Annotated in this window: 18 protein-coding genes; 11 read left to right on the top strand and 7 right to left on the bottom strand. The window is 69.8% G+C overall.

Annotated elements, in window-relative coordinates; translation table 11 throughout:
* Window positions 1-38: 38 nt before the first annotated feature.
* Window positions 39-368, bottom strand: coding sequence for a hypothetical protein (locus QO010_RS10855; RefSeq protein WP_307349029.1), 330 nt, complete (start codon window positions 366-368; stop codon window positions 39-41).
* Window positions 369-463: 95 nt separating this feature from the next.
* Window positions 464-2,227 carry a DUF885 domain-containing protein gene (locus QO010_RS10850; RefSeq protein WP_307349027.1) on the bottom strand — a complete coding sequence of 588 codons (1,764 nt, stop codon included), beginning with the start codon at window positions 2,225-2,227 and terminating at the stop codon, window positions 464-466.
* Between the two features lie 315 nt (window positions 2,228-2,542).
* On the opposite strand from QO010_RS10850, the gene QO010_RS10845 reads away from it, so the two are divergent.
* The 8 genes from QO010_RS10845 to QO010_RS10810 all read left to right on the top strand — a co-directional run bounded on the left by QO010_RS10845 (window position 2,543) and on the right by QO010_RS10810 (window position 13,838).
* Window positions 2,543-4,201, top strand: a complete 1,659-nt coding sequence (locus tag QO010_RS10845; protein ID WP_307349025.1) for a ShlB/FhaC/HecB family hemolysin secretion/activation protein — start codon at window positions 2,543-2,545, stop codon at window positions 4,199-4,201.
* 49 nt (window positions 4,202-4,250) lie between these two features.
* On the top strand, window positions 4,251-6,668 hold the full coding sequence (locus tag QO010_RS10840; RefSeq protein ID WP_307349023.1) for a two-partner secretion domain-containing protein: 2,418 nt from the start codon (window positions 4,251-4,253) through the stop codon (window positions 6,666-6,668).
* Between the two features lies 1 nt (window position 6,669).
* Window positions 6,670-7,326: a L,D-transpeptidase gene (locus QO010_RS10835; RefSeq protein WP_307349021.1), complete on the top strand. Its 657-nt coding sequence runs from the start codon at window positions 6,670-6,672 to the stop codon at window positions 7,324-7,326.
* 52 nt (window positions 7,327-7,378) lie between these two features.
* Window positions 7,379-7,828 (top strand): tRNA (cytidine(34)-2'-O)-methyltransferase, encoded by a 450-nt coding sequence (locus QO010_RS10830; protein WP_307349020.1) that lies wholly within the window; start codon window positions 7,379-7,381, stop codon window positions 7,826-7,828.
* A gap of 77 nt (window positions 7,829-7,905) precedes the next feature.
* Window positions 7,906-10,056, top strand: coding sequence for a gluzincin family metallopeptidase (locus tag QO010_RS10825; RefSeq protein ID WP_307349018.1), 2,151 nt, complete (start codon window positions 7,906-7,908; stop codon window positions 10,054-10,056).
* An 11-nt stretch (window positions 10,057-10,067) separates the two neighbouring features.
* Window positions 10,068-11,588 carry a ComEC/Rec2 family competence protein gene (locus tag QO010_RS10820; protein ID WP_307349016.1) on the top strand — a complete coding sequence of 507 codons (1,521 nt, stop codon included), beginning with the start codon at window positions 10,068-10,070 and terminating at the stop codon, window positions 11,586-11,588.
* A gap of 37 nt (window positions 11,589-11,625) precedes the next feature.
* Complete coding sequence (locus tag QO010_RS10815; protein WP_307349013.1) at window positions 11,626-12,384, top strand: enoyl-CoA hydratase/isomerase family protein; 759 nt, start codon at window positions 11,626-11,628, stop codon at window positions 12,382-12,384.
* Window positions 12,381-13,838: a transglutaminase domain-containing protein gene (locus tag QO010_RS10810; protein ID WP_307349010.1), complete on the top strand. Its 1,458-nt coding sequence runs from the start codon at window positions 12,381-12,383 to the stop codon at window positions 13,836-13,838. Before QO010_RS10815 ends, QO010_RS10810 begins: the two co-directional genes overlap by 4 nt.
* Here the strand turns inward: QO010_RS10810 and QO010_RS10805 are convergent.
* From QO010_RS10805 to QO010_RS10790, 4 genes are all read right to left on the bottom strand, one after another.
* A complete protein-coding gene (locus tag QO010_RS10805) occupies window positions 13,835-14,284 on the bottom strand; it encodes a hypothetical protein (RefSeq protein ID WP_307349008.1) in 450 nt (149 codons plus the stop codon). The genes QO010_RS10810 and QO010_RS10805 overlap by 4 nt on opposite strands.
* Window positions 14,285-14,287: 3 nt before the next feature.
* The gene (locus QO010_RS10800; protein ID WP_307349007.1) at window positions 14,288-14,731 is read right to left on the bottom strand and encodes a hypothetical protein; all 444 of its coding nucleotides are present in this window, start codon (window positions 14,729-14,731) and stop codon (window positions 14,288-14,290) included.
* 96 nt (window positions 14,732-14,827) lie between these two features.
* Complete coding sequence (locus QO010_RS10795; RefSeq protein WP_307349005.1) at window positions 14,828-15,397, bottom strand: TMEM175 family protein; 570 nt, start codon at window positions 15,395-15,397, stop codon at window positions 14,828-14,830.
* A gap of 257 nt (window positions 15,398-15,654) precedes the next feature.
* On the bottom strand, window positions 15,655-16,659 hold the full coding sequence (locus QO010_RS10790) for a zinc-dependent alcohol dehydrogenase family protein (RefSeq protein WP_307349003.1): 1,005 nt from the start codon (window positions 16,657-16,659) through the stop codon (window positions 15,655-15,657).
* Window positions 16,660-16,689: 30 nt separating this feature from the next.
* On the opposite strand from QO010_RS10790, the gene QO010_RS10785 reads away from it, so the two are divergent.
* Window positions 16,690-17,973: an MFS transporter gene (locus tag QO010_RS10785; RefSeq protein WP_370873740.1), complete on the top strand. Its 1,284-nt coding sequence runs from the start codon at window positions 16,690-16,692 to the stop codon at window positions 17,971-17,973.
* A complete protein-coding gene (locus QO010_RS10780; RefSeq protein WP_307349001.1) occupies window positions 17,966-18,439 on the top strand; it encodes an NUDIX hydrolase in 474 nt (157 codons plus the stop codon). The genes QO010_RS10785 and QO010_RS10780 overlap by 8 nt, the downstream gene beginning before the upstream one ends.
* On the opposite strand, the gene QO010_RS10775 is transcribed toward QO010_RS10780, so the two are convergent.
* Entirely contained in the window at window positions 18,436-18,858 is a 423-nt protein-coding gene (locus QO010_RS10775) for a hypothetical protein (RefSeq protein ID WP_307348998.1), read from the bottom strand. The genes QO010_RS10780 and QO010_RS10775 overlap by 4 nt on opposite strands.
* Window positions 18,859-18,965: 107 nt before the next feature.
* Between QO010_RS10775 and QO010_RS10770 the strand changes: the two genes are divergently transcribed.
* Entirely contained in the window at window positions 18,966-19,919 is a 954-nt protein-coding gene (locus QO010_RS10770; RefSeq protein ID WP_307348997.1) for a 1-phosphofructokinase family hexose kinase, read from the top strand.
* Window position 19,920 lies beyond the last annotated feature (1 nt).

The raw sequence follows: 19,920 nt of genomic DNA, 5'->3' as shown, positions 1-19,920 counted from the left end.
GGCCCGGCGGCGTGAACGGCCGGGCCGCTTGGAATCGCTTAGGGCGCGACCGCCGTGATCGTGGCGACGCCCGAATTACCCTTGTCGTCGGTGTAGGGCGTGGTGAAGCCGACCTCCGTGCCGATCGCCTTGAAGGTGATGCAGATGGGCTGGTCCTGATAGGTCGAGCACAGCTTCTTGGCGTCGTTGTCCATGGTGTAGGGGACCGCCACGCCATCGGCGCCGGTGGCCATGCCGGCGCCGTCGAAGGTGACGACGACCTTGGCGCCGCTGGCCTTGTCGGCGAATTCGACGGTGGTGGAGGCGGCCAGAGCCGGCGAGGCGATCAGCATCAGGCCGGCGACAGCGGCGAGCAGTTTCAGTTTCATGAGAGAATCCCCCGTTGTGTTGGTTGGAGCGTCCGGTCGCGCCGTGACGTCGGGCGCGACGCTATCGGTCGAATTGCCGACCGACAAGCTGTTGGTTAACGGGCGGCTTTCTTCTCGGCGATCCAGACATCGACGCGCTTTTCCAGCAGGTCCATGGGCAGTGCGCCGGCCCCCAGGACCACGTCATGGAAGGCCCGGATGTCGAAGCGGGACCCCAGCGCCTCTTCGGCCTCGGCCCGCATGGCCTCGATGCGCAGCTCGCCGATCTTGTAGCCCAGCGCCTGGGCCGGCCAGCCGATGTAGCGGTCGACCTCGCCATAGATGGCCTCGTTGGTCATCGCCGTGTTGTCCTTCAGGCAGGCGGCGGCTTGGTCGCGGCTCCAGCCCATGGCGTGGAGGCCGGTGTCGATGACCAGCCGGCAGGCCCGCCACATCTCCATGCTGAGGCGGCCGAACTTCTCCTGCGGGGTGCGATAGACGCCCAAGTCCTCGCCCAGCCGCTCGGCATAGAGGGCCCAACCCTCGACATAGGCGGTGATGTCGTCGTTGCGACGGTATTCCGGCAGGCCGGTGTTTTCCTGGGCCAGGGCGATCTGCAGGTGGTGGCCGGGCACGCCCTCATGCAGGAACCAGGCGGGCATGTTGTAGAGCGGCTCGCGCGTGGCCCCTGAGGCGGCGTAGACCACCTGTCCGGCCTGACCGCTCTCGGGGCTGCCGACCAGATAGCCGTCGGAGGTGCTTTCCAGCGCCGCCGGCTTGGCCCGCACGCCATAGGTCAGGCGCGGCAGGGTCCCGAAATAGCGGGGCAGCAGGTAGTCGACCCGCTTGGCCAGTTCGCCCAGCTTCTCGGCATAGACCTGGGCGTTCGGGGCGAAATTGGCGGGGTCGGCCCGCAGGCTGTCGGAGAAGGCGCGCACATCGCCCTTGAAGCCGACCTCGTCCATCACCTCCTGCATGCGGGCGCGGATGCGGGCGACCTCCTTGAGGCCCAGGTCGTGGATCTGCTGCGGGGTCAGGTCGGTGGTGGTCTCGCGGCGGACCACGAAGGCGTAGTAGGCGGGCCCGCCCGGCAGGGTCGAGACGCCCAGGGCCGGCCGCGAGGCGGGCAGGTAGCGCTCGCGCAGGAAGACCGCCAGCCTGCGCTGGGCCGGCTTGACCGAGGTCTCGATGATCTTGAGCGCCTGGGCGCGCAGTTCGGCCCGCCGGGCGGCCGGGAGGCTGTCGGGCAGGGTGGCGAGCGGGATCAGCAGCGGGCTCTGTTCGGCCGGCAGGGCGGCGGCCTTTTCGACGACCTCGATGGCGCGCTGGGTGACCAGGGTCGGCTGGGTGAAGCGGGTGTCGATCCCCCGCTGCAGGTTGGCGGTCTCGCGCTCGAAATAGGCGGAAACCCCGGCCATGCGGGCCAGCCAGGCCTGGGCCTCGGCCTCGTCGCTGAGGGTCGTGGCCTGGGCCACGCCGTCGGGGGTGGTGTAGAAGCCCTCGCCGTTGCGAAAGGCCAGCCGGGCTTCATCCAGGGCGATGCTTTCCAGCGACACGGCTGCCTGCCGGGCCATCATCGCCTTGCTGAGCGCGTCCGTCTCGGAAAGACCCTCGGTCGGGATGGCGGCGAGCCGGGCCTGAAACCCTTTGAGCGTCTTGGCCTGCCTGGCCAGGTTGGCCGGAGAGTTGTCCGGCCAGCGCCGCAGCGCCTCGGCATCCCCCCGCGCGCCGGCCCGGATGGGATCCTGTTCGTGGGTGAAGGCGACATAGTCGGCGCTCAGGGAATCCCACGGCGAGAAGGAGGACTGCTCGGCGACGCCGGGGCCGGACATCATGAAGGCGGCGGCCAGGCCGGCCAGGATCAAACGTGATCGGATCATGCGGCGGGGCCCCTTTGGTTCACCGCAGCTTTGCCGCTGTCATGTTTCAACGCAAGAGCGCCACGCCGCCCGGCGGCTCCGCATCTCCATCGCCTTGGGCGATCGCGATTTGTGAATTCGCAAACTCTATTTCTGGAACATTAATCCAATATGACTTTGATTTAAACTATGAAATAAATCGAACTCCCAAAGTTCAATCTAGATATATTTGTACTATTTGTTGGAACCTTACATTCTATTGTGCATTCCAGATTATCCCCGCGGCTTGGCCAGCTCTCCCTGCGCAGCGCCGTCGGAGCATTTCAGGGCGTCTCCATGAATAGGCTGGTTCTGCTGACAGCGACCTTGCTGGCGGTCGGCGCCAGCGCGCGCGCGCAAACTCCCGGCGCCGGCGCCGGCGGACAACTGCAGCAAATTCCCCCCGCGCCGCCGGCCCCGCAAAGTCTCCCCGATATCCGGATGGCGCCCGCCACGCCCGGGCCCGAGGCGACGGCGCCGGGCCTGCGCATCCTGGTGCGGTCGCTGCACGTCACCGGCCAGACCCAGTTCACTGAGGCCCAGCTGATCTCCGTGGCGCGATTTACGCCCGGCGCCGAGATGGACCTGGCGGGCCTGCGGGCCATGGCCGCCAGGATCACCGACTTCTACCGTCGCCAGGGCTACTTCGTGGCCCAGGCCTATCTGCCCGCCCAGGACATCCAGGACGGGGCGGTGACCATCGCCGTGGTCGAAGGCCGCTATGGACAGGTGACGTTGAACGCCGCGCCGGGAACGCCGACCGGCGCCGGCCTCGGCGGCCTGACGACGGGCGACCTGGTCGCCTCGGGCCCCCTCCAGCGCCGGCTGCTGCTGCTGTCCGACCTGCCGGGCGTGCAGGTCAGCGCCACCCTGTCGCCGGGCCAGGCGGTGGGCACGTCGGATCTGAGGGTCGACCTGTCGCCCGGACGGCGGGTCACCGGCAGCCTCGAGGCCGACAACGGCGGCGACCGCTACACCGGCGAGTACAGGGGCGGCGGCACGGTGAATTTCAATGAACCTCTGGGCATCGGCGACGTCGCCAGCCTGCGCCTGCTGACCGCCGGCTCGGGCCTGAGCTATGCGCGGGCGGCCTATCAGTTCCGGCTTGGCGACACCACGCTCGGCGCCAGCTACGCCCGCCTCAGCTATCATCTGGGACGGGAGTTTTCGGCCCTGGACGGACGCGGGACCGCCGATGTCGCCAGCCTCTTCGCCAGCTATCCCCTGGTGCGCTCGCGGGACGCCAACCTGCGGCTCATCGGGTCCCTGGACGCGCGGGATTTCACCGACCGCATCGGCGCGACCAACTCGATCAGCCAGCGACGCGCCAACGTCTTCACCGTCGGGCTTTTGGCGGATCGCCGGGACCGCTTCTGGGGCGGCGGCTGGACCACGGCTTCGGCGGACCTGGGGTTCGGCAATCTGAATATCCGCACCCCGGTGGTGCGGGCCATCGACGCGGTCACCGCCCGGACCCAGGGCCGCTACGCCAAGCTCAATTTCGAGATCAGCCGGCTGCAGTCGCTGCCAGGCCCCTTCTCGCTCTACGGCGGCCTGCGCGGCCAGCTGGCCTCCAAGAACCTGGATTCCTCCGAAAAGATGGAGCTGGGCGGCGCCTATGGCGTGCGGGCCTATCCCGAGGGCGAGGCCTATGGGGACGAGGGCTATCTGGCCAGCCTGGAGGGCCGGCTGAGACTGGCCAGCCCGCCGGGCCTGGGCGGCCATACGCAGGGATTCATCTTCGTCGACCACGGCGAGGTCACCCTCTCCAAGTCGCCCTGGGTCATCGGGCCCAACCGGCGATCGCTGAGCGCCGCCGGGGTCGGCCTGGGCTGGAGCGACGACCGCGGCCTTTCCGTTAAGCTCTCCTATGGCATCAAGTTGGGGGACGAGCCCGCCGTTTCCGCCCCTGACCGTTCGGGCCGGATCTGGGTCCAGATTTCCAAGTTCTTCTGATGGCGGCGTCAGTACGCACCGCCGTGCCTTCGGCACAGGGATAGTCCGCATGAACAACCAATTGCCTGCCAGCGCTCAGCGGGCGTGCGGCCGCCGCGCCCGGCTCGTCGCCAGCTCCGCCCTGGCCGGCCTGCTGGCCCTGTCGCTGGCCGGCGTCGCCCAGGCCCTGCCGACGCAGGGCGCGGTGGTCGCGGGATCGGCGACCATCGCCGCCGCTCCCGGCGCGCTGGTCATCACCCAGACCAGCCGCGGCGCGGTGATCAACTGGCAGGGCTTCAGCATAGCCCGCGGCGAGTCGGTGCAGTTCGTGCAGCCCAACGCCCGCTCGGTGGTGCTCAACCGGGTGCTGGGGTCGGACCCGTCGGTCATCCTTGGCCAGCTGTCGGCCAATGGTCAGGTCTTTCTGGTCAACCCGAACGGGGTGCTGTTCGGGGCCAGTTCGCAGATCTCGGTGGGCGGCCTGGTCGCCTCGACCCTGCAGATCGACGACGCCGACTTCATGGCCGGCCGCTACCGGTTCGCCGGGGCCGGAACCGGATCGGTCGTCAACCAGGGCGTTATCGACGCCGACGGCGGCTCGGTCGTCCTGCTGGGCGGCTCGGTCAGCAATCAGGGGGTGATTTCCGCCCGCCTGGGCGCGGTGTCGCTGGCCGCGGGGGACGTCGTCACCCTGGATGTCGCCGGCGACGGACTGCTGAACGTGCAGGTCGACGCCGGGGCGGTCAGCGCCCTGGTCGAGAACGGCGGCATGATCCGGGCCGATGGCGGCCGGGTGCTGCTGACGGCCCGCTCGGCCAATGCCCTGCTGGGCTCGGCCGTCAACAATACCGGCGTGATCCAGGCCCAGACCCTGGAAAACCGTCAGGGCGTCATCCGCCTGATGGGCGACGCCGACAGCGGCGTGGTCAATGTCGCGGGCCGGCTCGACGCCAGCGCCCCGAACGGCGGCAATGGCGGCTCCATCGAAACCTCGGCGGCCCGGGTCGACGTCGCCAGCAACGCCCAGATCACCACCGCCGCCCCGCAGGGCGTGACCGGGACCTGGCTGATCGACCCCCTCGACTTCACCATCGGGGCCGGCGGCAACATCTCCGGCGCGACCCTGTCGGCCCTGCTGGTCACCAACAGCGTGACGATCAGCACCACGGCGGGGCCGGACGCCACGGTTCCCGGATCGCCGCCGACCACCAGCCTGCACACCACCACGGTCGGCAACGGCGACATCAACGTCAACGACGCTGTCAGCTGGACCGCCACGCCCAACACCACCACCCTGACCCTGGCCGCCTTCCGGGACGTGAACATCAACGCCGCGATCACCGCCACCAACGGCAACCTGGTGGTCTGCTGCGGCCGCGACGTGAACGTCAGGGCCGCCGTCACCACCACCAACGGCAGCGTGCTGCTCAGCGGGGGCCGCGACGCCAATCTCAGCGCCCTGGGCGCCATGACCACCACCGACGGCAACATCACCATCTGCGTGGGCGAAGACATCAATGTCGACGCGGCCATCACCCTGACCCGCGGCAGCACCATACCCTCCCAGAGCCTGGGCCTGACGCCCGGGCTGATGCTGATCGCCGGCAACAGCGGCCGTGGCCCCGGCGTCGCCGGCGGCACGCTGACCTATGGCGCGCTTGCCCCGCCCACCACCGTCACCGGACCCAACGCCAACGTGGTCATCGACTACAATCCCGTCTCGTACGCCGCGCCGACCGACTATTCGACCCATTTCGTCCTGAGCCAGGGCGCCATCCTGACCCAGCACATGCTGGTCTATCCGGGGGCCAGCAAGACGTTCGACGGCGGAACCGGCGTCACCCTGGTGGGCCTGAAGGGGGCGCCGGCCGGCGTGAACCTGGTCGCCGGGCCGGGCGCGACGGCCGTGTTCGACAGCGCCACGGTCGGATCGGACGTGGGCGTCACCTTCAGCGGCTACAGCCTTTCCGGCCCGACCGCCGCCCGCTACGCCCTGCCCACCTCCTGCTGCGTAACCGGCTCCAGGACCACGGGCACGATCCTGGCCGCCGCGTCACCGCCACCGTCACCGCCGCCCGTGTCGCCGCCACCTTCGCCGCCGCCGGTATCTCCGCCCCCCGTGTCGCCGCCGCCCGTGTCGCCGCCGCCCGTGTCGCCCCCGCCCGTGTCGCCCCCGCCCGTGTCGCCGCCGCCCGTATCCCCGCCTCCAGTCTCCCCGCCTCCCGTGTCACCCCCGCCCGTCGTCTCGACGAGCCCGCCGCTGGCCGGAGGGTTCGGCCCCTCCGCCAGCGGACCGGCCTTCGATCTGGCGCTGGCGGTGCTCGGCGGCGGCATGACCATGCCCGCCGCGCCGACCCAGCCCGAAGCGCCGGCCCAGGCCGCGACCCAGGCCGCCCAGCCTGCCCCAGCCGCCGCCCCGGCCGCCCACACCCCCGCCCCCGTTCCCTTCGTGGCGCCGGTCTATCCCCGGAAGCAGGATCGCAACTAGCGTGCGACGAGCCCCCCACCCCCTTGCCGCCCTGCTCGTCGCGACCACCCTGGCGATGGGAACCCCCGTGTTCGCCGCCCCGGCCCAACTGGCTCAATTCGGCGACGAAGCCGCGTCTTCCAACGCCCGACGCGTGGCGGACTGGGTCATCGCCTCGGGCGACAACGGCGGGTTGCCATTCGTCATCATCGACAAGGTCCAGGCCCGGGTGTTCGTCTTCCGGGCCGACGGGCGGCTGAGCGGCGCCTCAGCCATCCTGCTGGGCCTGGCCAAGGGCGACGGATCGGTTCCGGGCATCGGCCAGCGCAGCCTGGCGAGCATAGGTCCGGCGGAACGCACCACGCCCGCCGGCCGGTTCGTGGCGGCGCTGGGCCCCGACCTGGGGCCGCAGGAGGTCGTCTGGATTGACTACGACGCCGGCGTTTCCATGCATCGGGTCGTGACCGCCAACCGGGCCGAACGGCGACTGCAGCGGTTGGCGACGGCCTCGCCCCTCGACAACCGCATCTCCTACGGCTGCATCAACGTGCCGGCCGCCTTCTTCGACAAGGTGGTCGGTCCAGCCTTCGCGGGCACTTACGGCGTGGTCTATATCCTGCCCGAAGTGCGCTCGCTGCAGGAGGTGTTTGGCCTCGGCGCCCCTTCGTCCGGGCGTTAGCCGCCCTATCGTCGGCGGCGACAAGGGCGCGGGTTCTGGCTATAGCGCGCCCATGCACCTGGCCCTCTACCAGCCCGACATCCCGCAGAACGTCGGCGCCTGTATCCGCCTCTCGGCCTGTTTCGGGGTCGGGCTGCATGTCATCGAGCCGGTCGGCTTCCGCTTCGACGACGCGGGCATGAAGCGGGCGGCCCTGGACTACGGCCCGCTCGGCCACATGGTCCGCCACGCCGGCTGGGACGCCTTCCAGCGCGACCGCCCCGCGGGGCGGCTGGTGCTGTTCACCACCCGGGGCGCCGAACGGCTCGACGCCTTCACCTTCCAGAGCGACGATGTGCTGCTGTTCGGCCGCGAGACCGCCGGGGTTCCGGACGACATCCACGCCGCCGCCGGGGCGCGGGTCGTCGTCCCTTTGCGGCCGGGCGCCCGCTCGCTGAACCTGGCGGTCAGCGCCGGGATCGGGCTCTTCGAGGGACTGCGGCAGACCGCCGGGCTGACCTGAGCGACCGCATCACAATCCTAGACTGCGACGAGACACAGCCTTAGCTTGAAATCGCCTCGCCTCACCGGAGCGACCCCATGAGCCATTCGAACCTGCCGCTCCGGCTGCCGGCCACCCGGCGCCTGCGGGTCTACGCCTTCGACCCCCAGGCTTCGCTGGACCTGGGCTCGACCCGGTTCGGCCACGCCACCATCGCCCTGACCTGGAACGACCCGGCCGATGGGCTGCTCGAGCCCGGCCCGGTCAACGACTATCTGGAGGTGGTCGACATCGATCCCTGCAGCGACAAATTCTATCCCCCGATCGACCTGAACGCCGTCGAGGTGCTGGGCCAGGACGGCCTGCCGCCCTCGGAGGGCGATCCCCGCTTCCACCAGCAGATGGTGTTCGCGGTGACGATGAAGACCATCAAGCTGTTCGAGCGGGCCCTGGGCCGCAAGGTGATCTGGGCCCAGTCCTGGAACAACGAGAAGAAGACCTACCAGCCCACCCACAAGCTGCGGATCTATCCCCACGCCCTGCGCGAGGCGAACGCCTACTACAGCCGCGGCAAGCGGGCCCTGCTGTTCGGCTATTTCCAGGCTCTGCAGCGCTCCGCCGGAGCCAGCTGGATCTTCACCGCCCTGTCCCACGACATTATCGTGCACGAGACGACCCACGCCATCCTGGACGGCATCCATCCGCGCTATTCGGAGCCGACCAGCCTCGACAGTCTGGCCTTCCATGAGGCCTTCGCCGACATCGCCGCCCTGTTCTCGCACTTCCAGCTCTATGAGGCGGTCTACGACTATATCGACCGCCAGAGCGGCCAGCTGGACCAGTCCGGCCTGCTCAGCGGCCTGGCCAGCCAGTTCGCCAAGGGCGCCACCGGCCGGGCCAGCCTGCGCGACTTCATCGACAAGAGCCCCAACCCCGACCTGCTGGAGGGCACGACCGAACCGCACGACCGCGGCGCCATCCTGGTGGCGGCGGTGTTCGACGCCTTCCTCAGCATCTACCGGGCCAGGACCAGCGACCTGCTGCGGCTGAGCGGCATTCGCCCCGGCGAGGGCCGCTCCCTGCATCCCGACCTCACCGCGCGCCTGACCAAGGAGGCCACCAAGAGCGCCGACCATGTGCTGCGCATGTGCATCCGGGCCCTGGACTATATGCCGCCCATGGACGTGCGGTTCGGCGAGTTCCTGCGCGGCATCATCACCGCCGACACCGACCTGATCCCCGACGACCGGCTGAACTATCGGCTGGCCTTCATCGAGGCCTTCCGCAATCGCGGCATCTTCCCCGACCACTGTCTGTCGCTGTCGCCCGACAACCTTTTGTGGGACGAGCCCCTGGTCACCGACCCGGACGACCCCGGCTTCCTGAACACCGCCGACATCCTCAACGAGGACCTCAACCTGCTGCCGGAATACCGCCGCGGCGACATCACCGTCACCGCCGAGAACAACCGGCGAAAGGTCTGGTACTGGCTGGTGCAGCCCGACCTGCGGATCAACGACGACCGCGACTCGCCCGAGAACCGGCGCCTCAAACAGTTCCTGGCCCAGGCCCGGGCGGCGTTTTCCACCGACAGCGCCGAAGCCGATCTGGAAAAGCCGCACGCCGCCGAAGCCTTCATCGAACGCGAGGCGGCCACGCTGCGCGGCTGGGGGCTTTCGGCGCAGAACCTCACGGCCCTGCGCGAGGGCCTCGCCAGGGCCGACAGCCATTTTGGACGCTGGCAGGTGTTCATGGCGGCCATGTCGGCCCAGGGCATGCATATCAAACGCCGGGTGGAAGCCGACCGGGCCTGGGAGGACGCCCTGGGCCTGTTCTTCAACATCCCCGATGGCGATCGGCTGCACACCCTGTCGCGGGACGACACCAGCCTGCATGTCGAGGTGCACAGCGTGCGCACCACCCGCCGGGCCGGTCCCGACGGCCAGGACATCCGCCAGCTGGTCATCGAGGTGACCCAGCGACGGCGCGGCTATCTGGACCCCGACGTGCAGGCGGCCCAGGACCGCGGCGAGGGCGGCTGGAGCGAGGGCGACTTCACCTTCCGGGGCGGCGCGACCCTGATCATCGACCTGCGCGACGGCCGGCTGCGCTATGTGATCAGCAAGCGGATCGACGACCAGGCGCGGCTGGACCAGCAGCGGCGGTTCCTGCTCGACCCCCACGACCTGGCCTTCACCTACAATCAGGGGCGGATGGGCGAGCCGTTCGCCCTGCTGCACCGTCACTGAGGGAGACGCCGATGTCCGTCCAGGCTCCCCAACCGCCCGCCGCCATCACCGTGCGCATGTATCGCGGCCTGCTGGGCGACTGCTTCCTGCTCACCCAGACCCTGCCCGATCGCCCGCCCTACCGGGCCCTGATCGATTGCGGCGTGCTGCAATGTATCGGGGCGGCCGGCAGCAAGCCCGCCACCAAAGCCGCCACCGTCCATATGCAGGACGTGGCCACCAGCCTGGCAGCCGACACCGGCGGGGTGCTGGACCTGGTGGTCGCCACCCACGAGCACTACGATCATCTGTCCGGCTTCCTGCTGGCCTTCGATACCCTCAAGGCCCTGACCATCAAGAAGGTCTGGATGGCCTGGACCGAGAACCCGACCGACAGCCAGGCCAACCAGTTCCGCAAGACCACCGACTCGGCGCTCTCGGCCCTGGCAGGGGCGGTCAAGCTGACGGCCCTGGCCGGCGACGACCGGCTGGAATCCATCCGGGACCTGCTGCAGTTCTATGGCGACCTGGACGACATCGCCGGCCTGGGCCTGACCGGCAAGGCGCCCCAGGCGCTCGACAAATCGCCGCGCAGCTGCGCGGGGGCGTTGGACTGGCTCAAGCTCAAGGCGCCCGATCAGGTCAGCTATCTGGAGCCGGGCGAGGTGGTGAAGTTCGGCCTGGACGACAGCCTGACCGCCTATGTGCTGGGCCCGCCCCGCACGATGGCGCGGCTCAAGCAGCTGGACCCCAGCGCCGGCGCGGGGCGCGAGGTCTATCTGACCAAGCCCGACGAGGTCGCGGCCCTGCAGTCGACGCTGAAGATCCACCAGGGCCAGGAAACCATCGTCGCCAACGACCTGCCCTTCTCCACCCGCTTCTCCCTGGGCAAGGACGAGACGGCCGGCTTCTCCACCGCCGTGCTGTATGACGATCCGCAGGCCAAGGACCGCCGCATCGACGCCGAATGGCTGGGCTCGGCCGAGACCCTGGCCCTGAAGATCGACGGCGACGTCAACAACACCTCCCTGGCCCTGGCCATCGAGGCCCCCGGCGGCGATGTGCTGCTGTTCCCGGCCGACGCCCAGGTCGGCAACTGGCTGTCCTGGCACGATCAGACATATCCGGCCAAGCCCGCCAAGCCCGACGACCCGGTCCGCTCGGCGCCCGACATCCTCAGCCGGGTGGTGTTCTACAAGGTCGGCCACCACGCCAGCCACAACGCCACGGCGCGCGCCCAGGGCCTGGAGCTGATGACCAGCCCCCACCTGGCGGCGATGATCCCGGTGGTCGAGACCGTCGCCCACGAGCAGAAGTCGAAGAACAATCCCGCCGGCTGGTCGATGCCCTATCCCGACCTCTATGCGCGCCTGCTGGCCATGACTCAGCGGCGGGTGGTGCGCGGCGACGGCCAGCTGGCGGACGAGCAGGCGGCCTTCCAGGACAGCCAGAAGTTCCAGCTGAGCTACGATGGCGCTAACCCGGACGACCCCTTGTGGGCGGAACTGCGGCTGGCGACCGCCTTGCCCGTTGAACCCGCCGCCCCGGAATGAAAGGCTGGGCGCCAACCAATCCCGGGGAAGCCACCGCATGTCCGACAGTTCCATTCTCGAGGTCGAGCATCGTGGCGCCGTCGACTGGGTGAGCCTCAACCGGCCCGACCGCCTCAACGCCCTCAACCAGCCGCTGACCGACGCCCTGCTGGCCTATTTCGAGGGCCAGCGGCGGAAGACCGACACCCGGGTCATCGTGCTGGGCGGGGCCGGGCGCGGCTTCTGCTCGGGGGCGGACCTGAAGGCCGGCGGCAAGCCGGACGCCCTGCGCGACGGCCCCCACGGCGACTGGACCCTGCGCGACCTGCTCAAGGCCATGCGGGCCTGTCCCCAGCCCATCGTCTGCCTGGTGCAAGGCGCGGCGGCCGGCGGGGGCCTGGCCATCGCCCTGGCCGCCGACGTCATCGTGGCCGCCGAGAGCGCGGTCTTCCATCCGGCCTTCATCAAGATCGGCCTGTCGGGCAGCGAGCTGGGGGTCAGCTGGCGGCTGCAGCGGACCATCGGGGTTTCCAAGGCCCGCGAGATGCTGCTGACCGGCCGGCCGATGAACGCCGCCGAGGCCCTGCGCACCGGCCTGGTCGCGGCCGTGGTCCCCGACGCCGAGCTGGCGTCTTACGGCGCGGGCCTGGCCGAGGACATGCTCAAGGCCGCGCCGGACGCCCTGCGCATCTCCAAGCGCACCTTCGACGCCACCCTGGAAACCCCGGGGTTCGAGGCCGCCCTGGAGATCGAGGAACGCGGCCAGATCCAGGCGATCCGGGCGGGAGCGGCTGCCCGCCGGGCCGCGGCCCAGTGAGGCGTCTCTGGCTGGGCCTGGCTTTCACTCTGGCCCTGGTCGGCGGCCCGTCCAGGGGCGCCGAGCCGGCCGAGACCACCGCCTGGTTCACCCTCTATGCCGAGGAGGGCGAAAAGGTCGGCCGCATCATCGAGACGGTGACCGTCCGGCCGGACGGGCGCGAGATCGTCGACGAACAGGAGATCACCGTCCGCGAGCAGGGCGCGCCGGTCACCCGGATCGTCCAGACCAACACTCGCCGCGAGGATGCGCAGGGCCGCACCGTCTTCCTGTCGCTGTACAGCCTGGTTGGGCGGGAGTGGACGCGGATCGAGGCGACCATTCGGGACGGCCGCGCTGTCATCGTCCGCCGCACCGCCTCAGGCCACCATCAGAGTATCGTTCCCTTGCCGCCAGCCGTGCGGTTCGACGCGGGCGAAGGCCTGCTGGCCGGCTGGGATCCCGCCGCGACGCCCAGCCTGGAGTTCGACAACTTCAACCTCGACTTCATGGTGGTCGAGCATGTCGCGATCACCCCCGCCACCGGCGCCCCGCCCACCGCCGCCCCCACTGCCAATGGCGGCATGAGCGTGCTGCGCAGCCGCTATGAGGGCGGCTCGTTGCAGGGCGTCTCGCGCCTGACCCTGGACGCCCGGCGAGACATTGTCGCCGTGGTCCTGCCCCGGTTCGGAACCAGCCTGACCGTCCGCATCACTGACCGGGCGACAGCCCTGGCGCCCTACGAGCCCTACAGGGTGCTGCCCAAGACCATGACCAAGTCGCCCTTCCGCATCCCGCCGGGCGCCCTGCAGGGCCACATCCGCTACCGCTTTACCTTCCAGGACGGCCTGGAGTTTCCCCTCCCTCAGACCGGCGAGCAGAAGGCGGTCCTCTCGGGCGGCGCGGCGGTGGTCGATATCTGCGAGACCTGCGGGCCGGGCCTGCCGACCGATCCGGCCTACCTGGCCGACGCCCTCAAGCCCACCGCCTGGCTGCAAAGCGACCATCCCAAGGTCAGGGCCATCGCTGCGAGGGTCATCAACCTGAAGGTCTCCGACACCCGCCGCATGCAGATGTTGGTCGAGGCCGTCGTGCCGCGCCTGGGCCGTATCGACTTCACCGGCCATTTCTCGGCGGTCGATGCGCTGAACCGCCATGCGGGCGACTGCACCGAGGCGGCGGTGATCCTGGCGGCGGCGGCGCGGGCGGCCGGCATTCCGGCCAAGGTGGTCAACGGCCTGGTCTACAGCCGCGAGCGCTATCACGGCGTCAGCAACGCCTTCCTGCCGCACAGCTGGGTGCTGGCCTATGTCGATGGCCACTGGAAGAGCTTCGACGCCGCCCTGCTGACCTTCGATTCCAGCCACATCGCCCTCACCGTCGGCGACGGCGAGGCCCGGTCATTGGCCGCCTCGGGCCAGCTGGCCAGCCTGCTGGACTGGCGGGACCTGGCCGAGGTGCGGGCCCGGCCCTAGCCCTTGGCGGGCTGCGGGGCGGGCTGGTCGGCCGGGACGGGCTTGGCGGCGTCAGATTGAGCCGGCGCCTGGTCTTCATAGACAACCGGCAGTTCGGGGAGAGCCTTGTCGGCGGCGCTCTCGATCATCTCGACCTTGCCAAGGTCACGGATGCCGCCGACCTCGGTGCCGTCGATATAGGTATCGGGACAGTCCTGGGCCGCGGCCGCCAGCGGGGCGGCCAGCGCGGTCAGGGCCACGGCCGCCGCGGCGGCGACCCTGGGCAGGCGATAGGAGACGCAGACCTCGTCCTTGCACTCGGCCAGGAAGGTGATGCGCTGCTGGTCGGTCCAGTCGGTGATGTCATGAACCTGGCGCTTGCACATCCGGCACTGGTCGCCGTCCATCACCGCCGCCAGGTTGGCCTTGTAGGGACAGGGGCTCTGGATCTTCGGGAACAGGGCCACCGGTCAGCTCCGCGCCTTGGCGGGCTGGGCGGTCTTGTCGGCCGGCGCGGTCGCCGGAGCAACCGGCGCGGCGTCTTCATAGACCACCGGCAGCTCGGGCATGGCCTTGTCGGCGGCGGTCTCGATCATCTGGGTGTTGGCCGGGTCGTGGATGCCGCCGACGATCACCTCGACCTGGACATCGGGACAGTCCTGCGCCGCGGCGGCCATCGGGGCCGCCAGCGTGGCGACGGCCAGAGCCGCGGCCACGGCGACCTTCACCGGCAGGCTGTAGGAGACGCAGACCTCTTCCGAACAGCCGGCCAGGAACGAGACGCGCTGATCGTCCGTCCAATCGGTGATGTCATGGACCTGGCGCTGGCACAGGCGGCACATGTCGCCGTCCATCATGGCGGCAAGGGTGGCCTTGTACGGGCAAGGGCTCTGAATCTTCGGGAAAATGGCCATGGCGTCCTCCTCACCCTGAACCGGGAAGGCAGCCTAGGCGCCGTATCAAGGTTCGATCAAGCGTTTGAACCATGCTCGGCCTGGATAAGGGCGGCCCTAGAGCCGCTTCTCGATCCGCCGGTCGGGGATGAACCAGATGGCCGCCACCAAGATGTAGAGGCCAAAGCCGAACAGCGGCTGGATGAAGGAAAGACCCACGCCGCCGACGTAGAGGGCGACCGAAATCCAGCCCTTGAAGTCCGATCCGACCGCCTGAGCCAGCAGCGAATCCGGCCCCTCATGAGCGATCAGCATGCGGACCAGCAGGGTGTAGGAAAGCGCCGCCGCGATCAGCACGCCGCCGTAGAGGGCGACCGGCGCCGAGGCCAGGTGGTTCTCGCCCATCCAGGCGGCGGTGAACGGGGTCAGGGACAGCCAGAACAGCAGCAGCAGGTTGGCCCACAGGATCGGCCCGGTGATGGTCCGCGCCGCCCGCAGCAGATGGTGGTGATTGTTCCAGTAGATGCCGACATAGATGAAGCTCAGCACATAGCTGAGGAACTTGGGCAGCAGCGGCGCAAGGTCCGTCAGATGCGCGCCATGCGGCGGGCGCAGCTCCAGCACCATGATGGTGATGATGATGGCCAGCACGCCATCGCTGAAGGCCTCGAGTCGCCCCTTTTCCATGGGGCGACCCTGACTCGGCGCGATCTAGAATTCCAGGCCTAGAGTTCAACTGGCGTGCAGTGGCCGGCTTCCAATCACCACCCAACCGTCATCGCCGGGCTTGTCCCGGCGACCCATACGCGCGGACCTGAAACCAGGACCCTCTGCGCCAGCCACACGGCTCACGCCGTCTGCCACCGAGTTTATGGATGGCCGGCACTTCGACCGGCCATGACGGCTTTCAAGTGGAGTTTCGGTGCGCTCCAAGGAATCTGGCCCTAGAATTCCAGGCAGATCTTCCCGAAGTGCTTCTGGCTCATCTGGTGGGCGAAGGCGGCGCTGATGCCTTCCAGCGGGAATGTGGAGTCGATCACCGGCTTGATGCCATTGGCCTCGATGGCGGCGATCATCTCCTCCTGCGACTGGCGGGAGCCGACGGTGATGCCCTGGATGCAGACGTTCTTGGAAAAGGCCAGGGCCGTAGGCACTTCGCCGGAGATGCCGGCCAGCACGCCGATCAGCGAGATGTGTCCGCCGATGCCGCAGGCGGCGATGGACTGAGCCATGGTGCCGGCCCCGCCGATCTCGACCACGGCGTTGACGCCCCGGCCGCCGGTCAGCTTCATGGCCGCCTCGCCCCACTTGTCCTCTTCCTTGTAGTTGATCAGGTGGTCGGCCCCCAGATCCTTCAGCCTGGCCAGCTTCTCGGCTGAGGAGCTGGTCGAGACCACCGTGCAGCCGGCCGCCTTGGCCAGCTGCAGGGCGAAGATCGACACCCCGCCGGTGCCCTGGGTCAGGACGATGTCGCCCGGCTTGATCCGCGCCTCGACGATCAAGGCCCGCCAGGCGGTGAGGGCCGCGCAGGGCAGGGTCGCGGCTTCCTTGAAGCTCCAGCCCCTGGGCATGCGGGTGAAGGCGGTCGCCGGCATGGCGACATACTCGGCCGCGAAGCCGTCGGCCTGGTCGCCGGGCACGCCCAGCAGCCGGGGCAGTTGCGGCCCGCCGCCGTCCCAGTTGGGGAAGAAGGTCGACAGCACCTCGTCGCCGACCTTGAAGCGGGTGACGCCCTCGCCCACCGCCTCGACGGTTCCGGCCCCATCGGACATCGGGATGCGGCCGTCGGGGGTGCGGATCATGCCGGCCACTACCGCGAAGTCGTGGAAGTTCAGCGAGCTGGCCCGGACCCGGACCAGGATCTCCCCGGCCTTGGCGGTGGGCTTGGGCCGGTCCTCGATGACGATCCTGTCCAGACCCCCCGGGGATTTGACGGCGGCGACTTTCATGGCGGCGGCTCCTGATCGTTTCGACAAGCCATGCCGACGGCGCCCCGACGGCATTCAAGGCATTTCTTGCCCCATTCCGGTCCCCAGCCTATCAGCGAAGGCATGACCGCCTCCGAGCCGCAACGGCCCCCGCCGCCCCGGTTCGCCGCGGCGTCGCTGATCGCTGTGATCTTCATCAACATGCTGGGCTTCGGGATCATCGTCCCGTTGCTGCCCTTCTATGCCAAGTCCTTCAACGCCCCGCCCTGGCAGATGGCCCTGGTGTTCTCGGCCTATTCGATCGGCAGCTTCTTCGGCGAGCCGTTCTGGGGCCGGCTGTCGGACCGCATCGGCCGCAAGCCGGTGCTGATCTCGACCATCCTAGCCAACGGTCTCTGCTACGGCGCCCTGGCCTTCGCGCCCAACATCGCCATCGCCTTCGGCATCCGCCTGCTGGGCGGCCTGGCGGCCGGCAACGGGGCGGTGATCCAGGGCTATATCGCCGACGTCACCGAACCGGCCAAGCGGGCGCGCCAACTCAGCTACCAGGGCGCGGCCTGGAATGTCGGTCTGATCGTCGGCCCCTCGCTGGGCGGCCTCTTCGCCCATACCGGGATCGGGCCGGCGGGGTTCCGAATCCCCCTCTTCATGGCCTCTGGCCTGGCCTTCGCCTGCGCCCTGGCGGTGATCCTGATCATCCGCGAGAGCCGGGTGCGCGAGACCGACTATTCCCATCGCCCCAGCCGCTGGGCGGCGGCGGGCGAGGCGCTGCGCCATCCGGTGATCGGCCGGTTGATCCTGCTGACCTTCCTGGTCGGCTTCGCCTTCACCGGCATCGAGTCGGTATTCGGCCTGTGGGCCCAGGCCCGGTTCGGCTGGGAGCCGCGCAACATCGGCCTGGCCTTCGCCTGCGTCGGGATCGCCGCCTTCCTGACCCAGAGCTTCGTCACCGGCCCGCTGTCGGAACGCTTCGGCGAGGGCCGCATGCTGGCCATCGGCATGGCCATGACCGTCGTGGCCATGAGCCTGCAGACCGTCTCCACCGGCGGGGTGATGACCACCGTCTTGATGTGCTTCACCGCCATGGGCCAGTCGGTGGCCTTTCCCAATGTCGGGGCAATGATCTCGCGCACCGCCGACCCGCACCGCCAGGGCCAGATCATGGGGCTGAACAACGCCGGCGGGGCGCTGGCCCGGGTGCTGGGGCCGCTGAGCGCCGGGCTGATCTTCGCCAAGGTGCTCAACGGGCCCTTTATCCTGGGGGCGCTGGTGGTGGCGCCAGCCATCCTGCTGGCCCTGTCGGCCAGCCGCCGGGCGCCGGCGCGCCATGGCTGAGGTCAGCGCGGGCCTGCTGGTCTGGCGGCGGCGCGAGAGCGGGCCAGAGTTCCTGCTGGCCCATCCCGGCGGCCCGTTCTGGACCAAGCGCGACGCCGGCGCCTGGTCCATCCCCAAGGGCCTGATCGAGGCCGGCGAGGACCCGCTGGCGGCGGCCCGGCGGGAATTCCGCGAGGAGACCGGCCTGGCGGTCGACGGTCCGTTCCTGCCGCTGGAGCCCGTGAAACAGGCCGGGGGCAAGCAGGTGCTGGCCTGGCTGACGGAGGCCGATCTCGATCTCTCGGCCTTCCGATGCGAGACCTTCGAGATGGAATGGCCGCCCCGCTCAGGCCGCCGCCAGGCCTTTCCGGAGGTCGATCAGGTCCGCTACTGGCCGCCGGGCGAGGCCCTGGCCCGCATCCTGGCCGGCCAGCGCCCGCTGATCGAGGAGGCGCTCGCCATCCTGGGGAAGGACGCTCGGCCCTAGTCCCAGGCCACCACGCCCAGCAGGAGGCCCACCCGGCCCTCGCCCCACATCGGCAGCAGCAGGCGGGAATAGGCCCCGGGAACCTTGTGCAGGGTCGGACAGCGCCCTTCCACCGTGGCGCTGGCCTGGGACAGCAGGAATTCGAACGGCGTGCTGAGCTGGGCCTCGTCGAGGAAGACCCCTTCCAGATCGGCGCCGCCCGACTGCTTGAGCCCCTCGCCCACCTGGGCGAAGCGGAAGCGCAGAGGAAGCTCGAAGGCGTCCAGGGTGAAGCTGTCGCGGACCAGGTCGCCCAGATCGGTGAGCTGCAGGTCGTCCCAGAAGGGAATGTCGGCCCCGCCCCTCAGCAGACCCTGCCAATAGGCGCGGGCCCGTTCCAGTTGCGACGGCAGCGTCCTGGGCGCGGCGAACGGTTGCATGGCGGCTTCACTCCACGGCGGGTCTGAACTGCCAGTATCACCAGCGCGGCGAGGACGGCGTTGATCCCCGTCAAGGACCGCGGCGGCGAAGGGTTCAGGCTAGACCCATGAGCCAGCCGGTCAACATCGTGACCCTCACCCCCAATCCCGCGCTCGATCTTTCGACCGCCGTGGACAGGGTCGAGCCGGTGCGCAAGCTGCGCTGCGAGGCCGCCCGGTTCGACCCTGGCGGCGGCGGCGTCAATGTCGCCCGCGTCGTCCACCGCCTGGGCGGCGCCGTCCAGGCGATCTATCCGGCCGGCGGCCCGGCCGGGGCGCGGCTCACCACCCTGCTGGCCAGGGAGGGGCTGGCCAGCGGGGCCGTCCCCATCGCCGGTGAGACCCGGGAAAGCTTCACCGTCACCGACCGGGGCGACGGGGCGGAGTATCGCTTCGTCCTGCCCGGCCCCAGCCTGTCGCCGGCCGAGTGGCGGGCCTGCCTGAACGCCGTCTTGGCCCGGGCTCCGGCCGGCGGCCTGGTGGTGGTCAGCGGCAGCCTGCCGCCGGGCGTGCCGCCCTCCGCCCTGGCTGACCTGGCCCGCCGCGTCCGGGAGAGCGGACTGCGGCTGGCGGCGGACAGTTCCGGCCCCGCCCTGGCGGCGGTCCTCGAAGCGGGGGTCTGGCTGGTCAAGCCCAGCCTGCGGGAGCTGTGCGAACTGACCGGGCTGCCGCTGCCCGACCTGGCGACGCGGCTGGCGGCCTGCCGCGCCCTGATCGCCGCCGGCTCGGCCGAGATCGTCGCGCTCAGCCTGGGCGACGAGGGCGCCCTGCTGGTCACCGCCAACGAGGCCTTCTCGGCCCGGGCGCTGGCCGTGCGGCCGGTCAGCACGGTCGGGGCCGGCGACAGCTTCCTGGGGGGGCTGCTATGGGGGATCACCCGGGACCTGCCCATGGCTGACTGCCTGCGCCAGGCCATGGCCGCCGGCGCCGCGGCCCTGCTCTCGCCCGGCACCGGCCTCTGCCGGCCCGAGGATGTGCAGCGTTTGGCGGGCGAGGTCGAGGTCGAGCGGCTGCCGGCTTGAG

Source organism: Caulobacter ginsengisoli (assembly GCF_030814835.1).
GTDB lineage: Bacteria > Pseudomonadota > Alphaproteobacteria > Caulobacterales > Caulobacteraceae > Caulobacter > Caulobacter ginsengisoli.
Note: the sequence above shows the minus strand (reverse complement) of the source record. Positions and strands in the feature narration are given on the sequence as shown.

Excerpts from the sequence above, each read along its gene's own strand:
- QO010_RS10825 (WP_307349018.1), top strand. The coding sequence starts at position 7,906 with ATGAGCCATTCGAACCTGCCGCTCCGGCTGCCGGCCACCCGGCGCCTG.
- QO010_RS10770 (WP_307348997.1), top strand. The coding sequence starts at position 18,966 with ATGAGCCAGCCGGTCAACATCGTGACCCTCACCCCCAATCCCGCGCTC.
- QO010_RS10800 (WP_307349007.1), bottom strand. The coding sequence starts at position 14,731 with ATGGCCATTTTCCCGAAGATTCAGAGCCCTTGCCCGTACAAGGCCACC.
- QO010_RS10820 (WP_307349016.1), top strand. The coding sequence starts at position 10,068 with ATGTCCGTCCAGGCTCCCCAACCGCCCGCCGCCATCACCGTGCGCATG.
- QO010_RS10785 (WP_370873740.1), top strand. The coding sequence starts at position 16,690 with ATGCCGACGGCGCCCCGACGGCATTCAAGGCATTTCTTGCCCCATTCC.
- QO010_RS10850 (WP_307349027.1), bottom strand. The coding sequence starts at position 2,227 with ATGATCCGATCACGTTTGATCCTGGCCGGCCTGGCCGCCGCCTTCATG.
- QO010_RS10790 (WP_307349003.1), bottom strand. The coding sequence starts at position 16,659 with ATGAAAGTCGCCGCCGTCAAATCCCCGGGGGGTCTGGACAGGATCGTC.
- QO010_RS10845 (WP_307349025.1), top strand. The coding sequence starts at position 2,543 with ATGAATAGGCTGGTTCTGCTGACAGCGACCTTGCTGGCGGTCGGCGCC.
- QO010_RS10780 (WP_307349001.1), top strand. The coding sequence starts at position 17,966 with ATGGCTGAGGTCAGCGCGGGCCTGCTGGTCTGGCGGCGGCGCGAGAGC.
- QO010_RS10830 (WP_307349020.1), top strand. The coding sequence starts at position 7,379 with ATGCACCTGGCCCTCTACCAGCCCGACATCCCGCAGAACGTCGGCGCC.
- QO010_RS10795 (WP_307349005.1), bottom strand. The coding sequence starts at position 15,397 with ATGGAAAAGGGGCGACTCGAGGCCTTCAGCGATGGCGTGCTGGCCATC.
- QO010_RS10775 (WP_307348998.1), bottom strand. The coding sequence starts at position 18,858 with ATGCAACCGTTCGCCGCGCCCAGGACGCTGCCGTCGCAACTGGAACGG.
- QO010_RS10815 (WP_307349013.1), top strand. The coding sequence starts at position 11,626 with ATGTCCGACAGTTCCATTCTCGAGGTCGAGCATCGTGGCGCCGTCGAC.
- QO010_RS10840 (WP_307349023.1), top strand. The coding sequence starts at position 4,251 with ATGAACAACCAATTGCCTGCCAGCGCTCAGCGGGCGTGCGGCCGCCGC.
- QO010_RS10855 (WP_307349029.1), bottom strand. The coding sequence starts at position 368 with ATGAAACTGAAACTGCTCGCCGCTGTCGCCGGCCTGATGCTGATCGCC.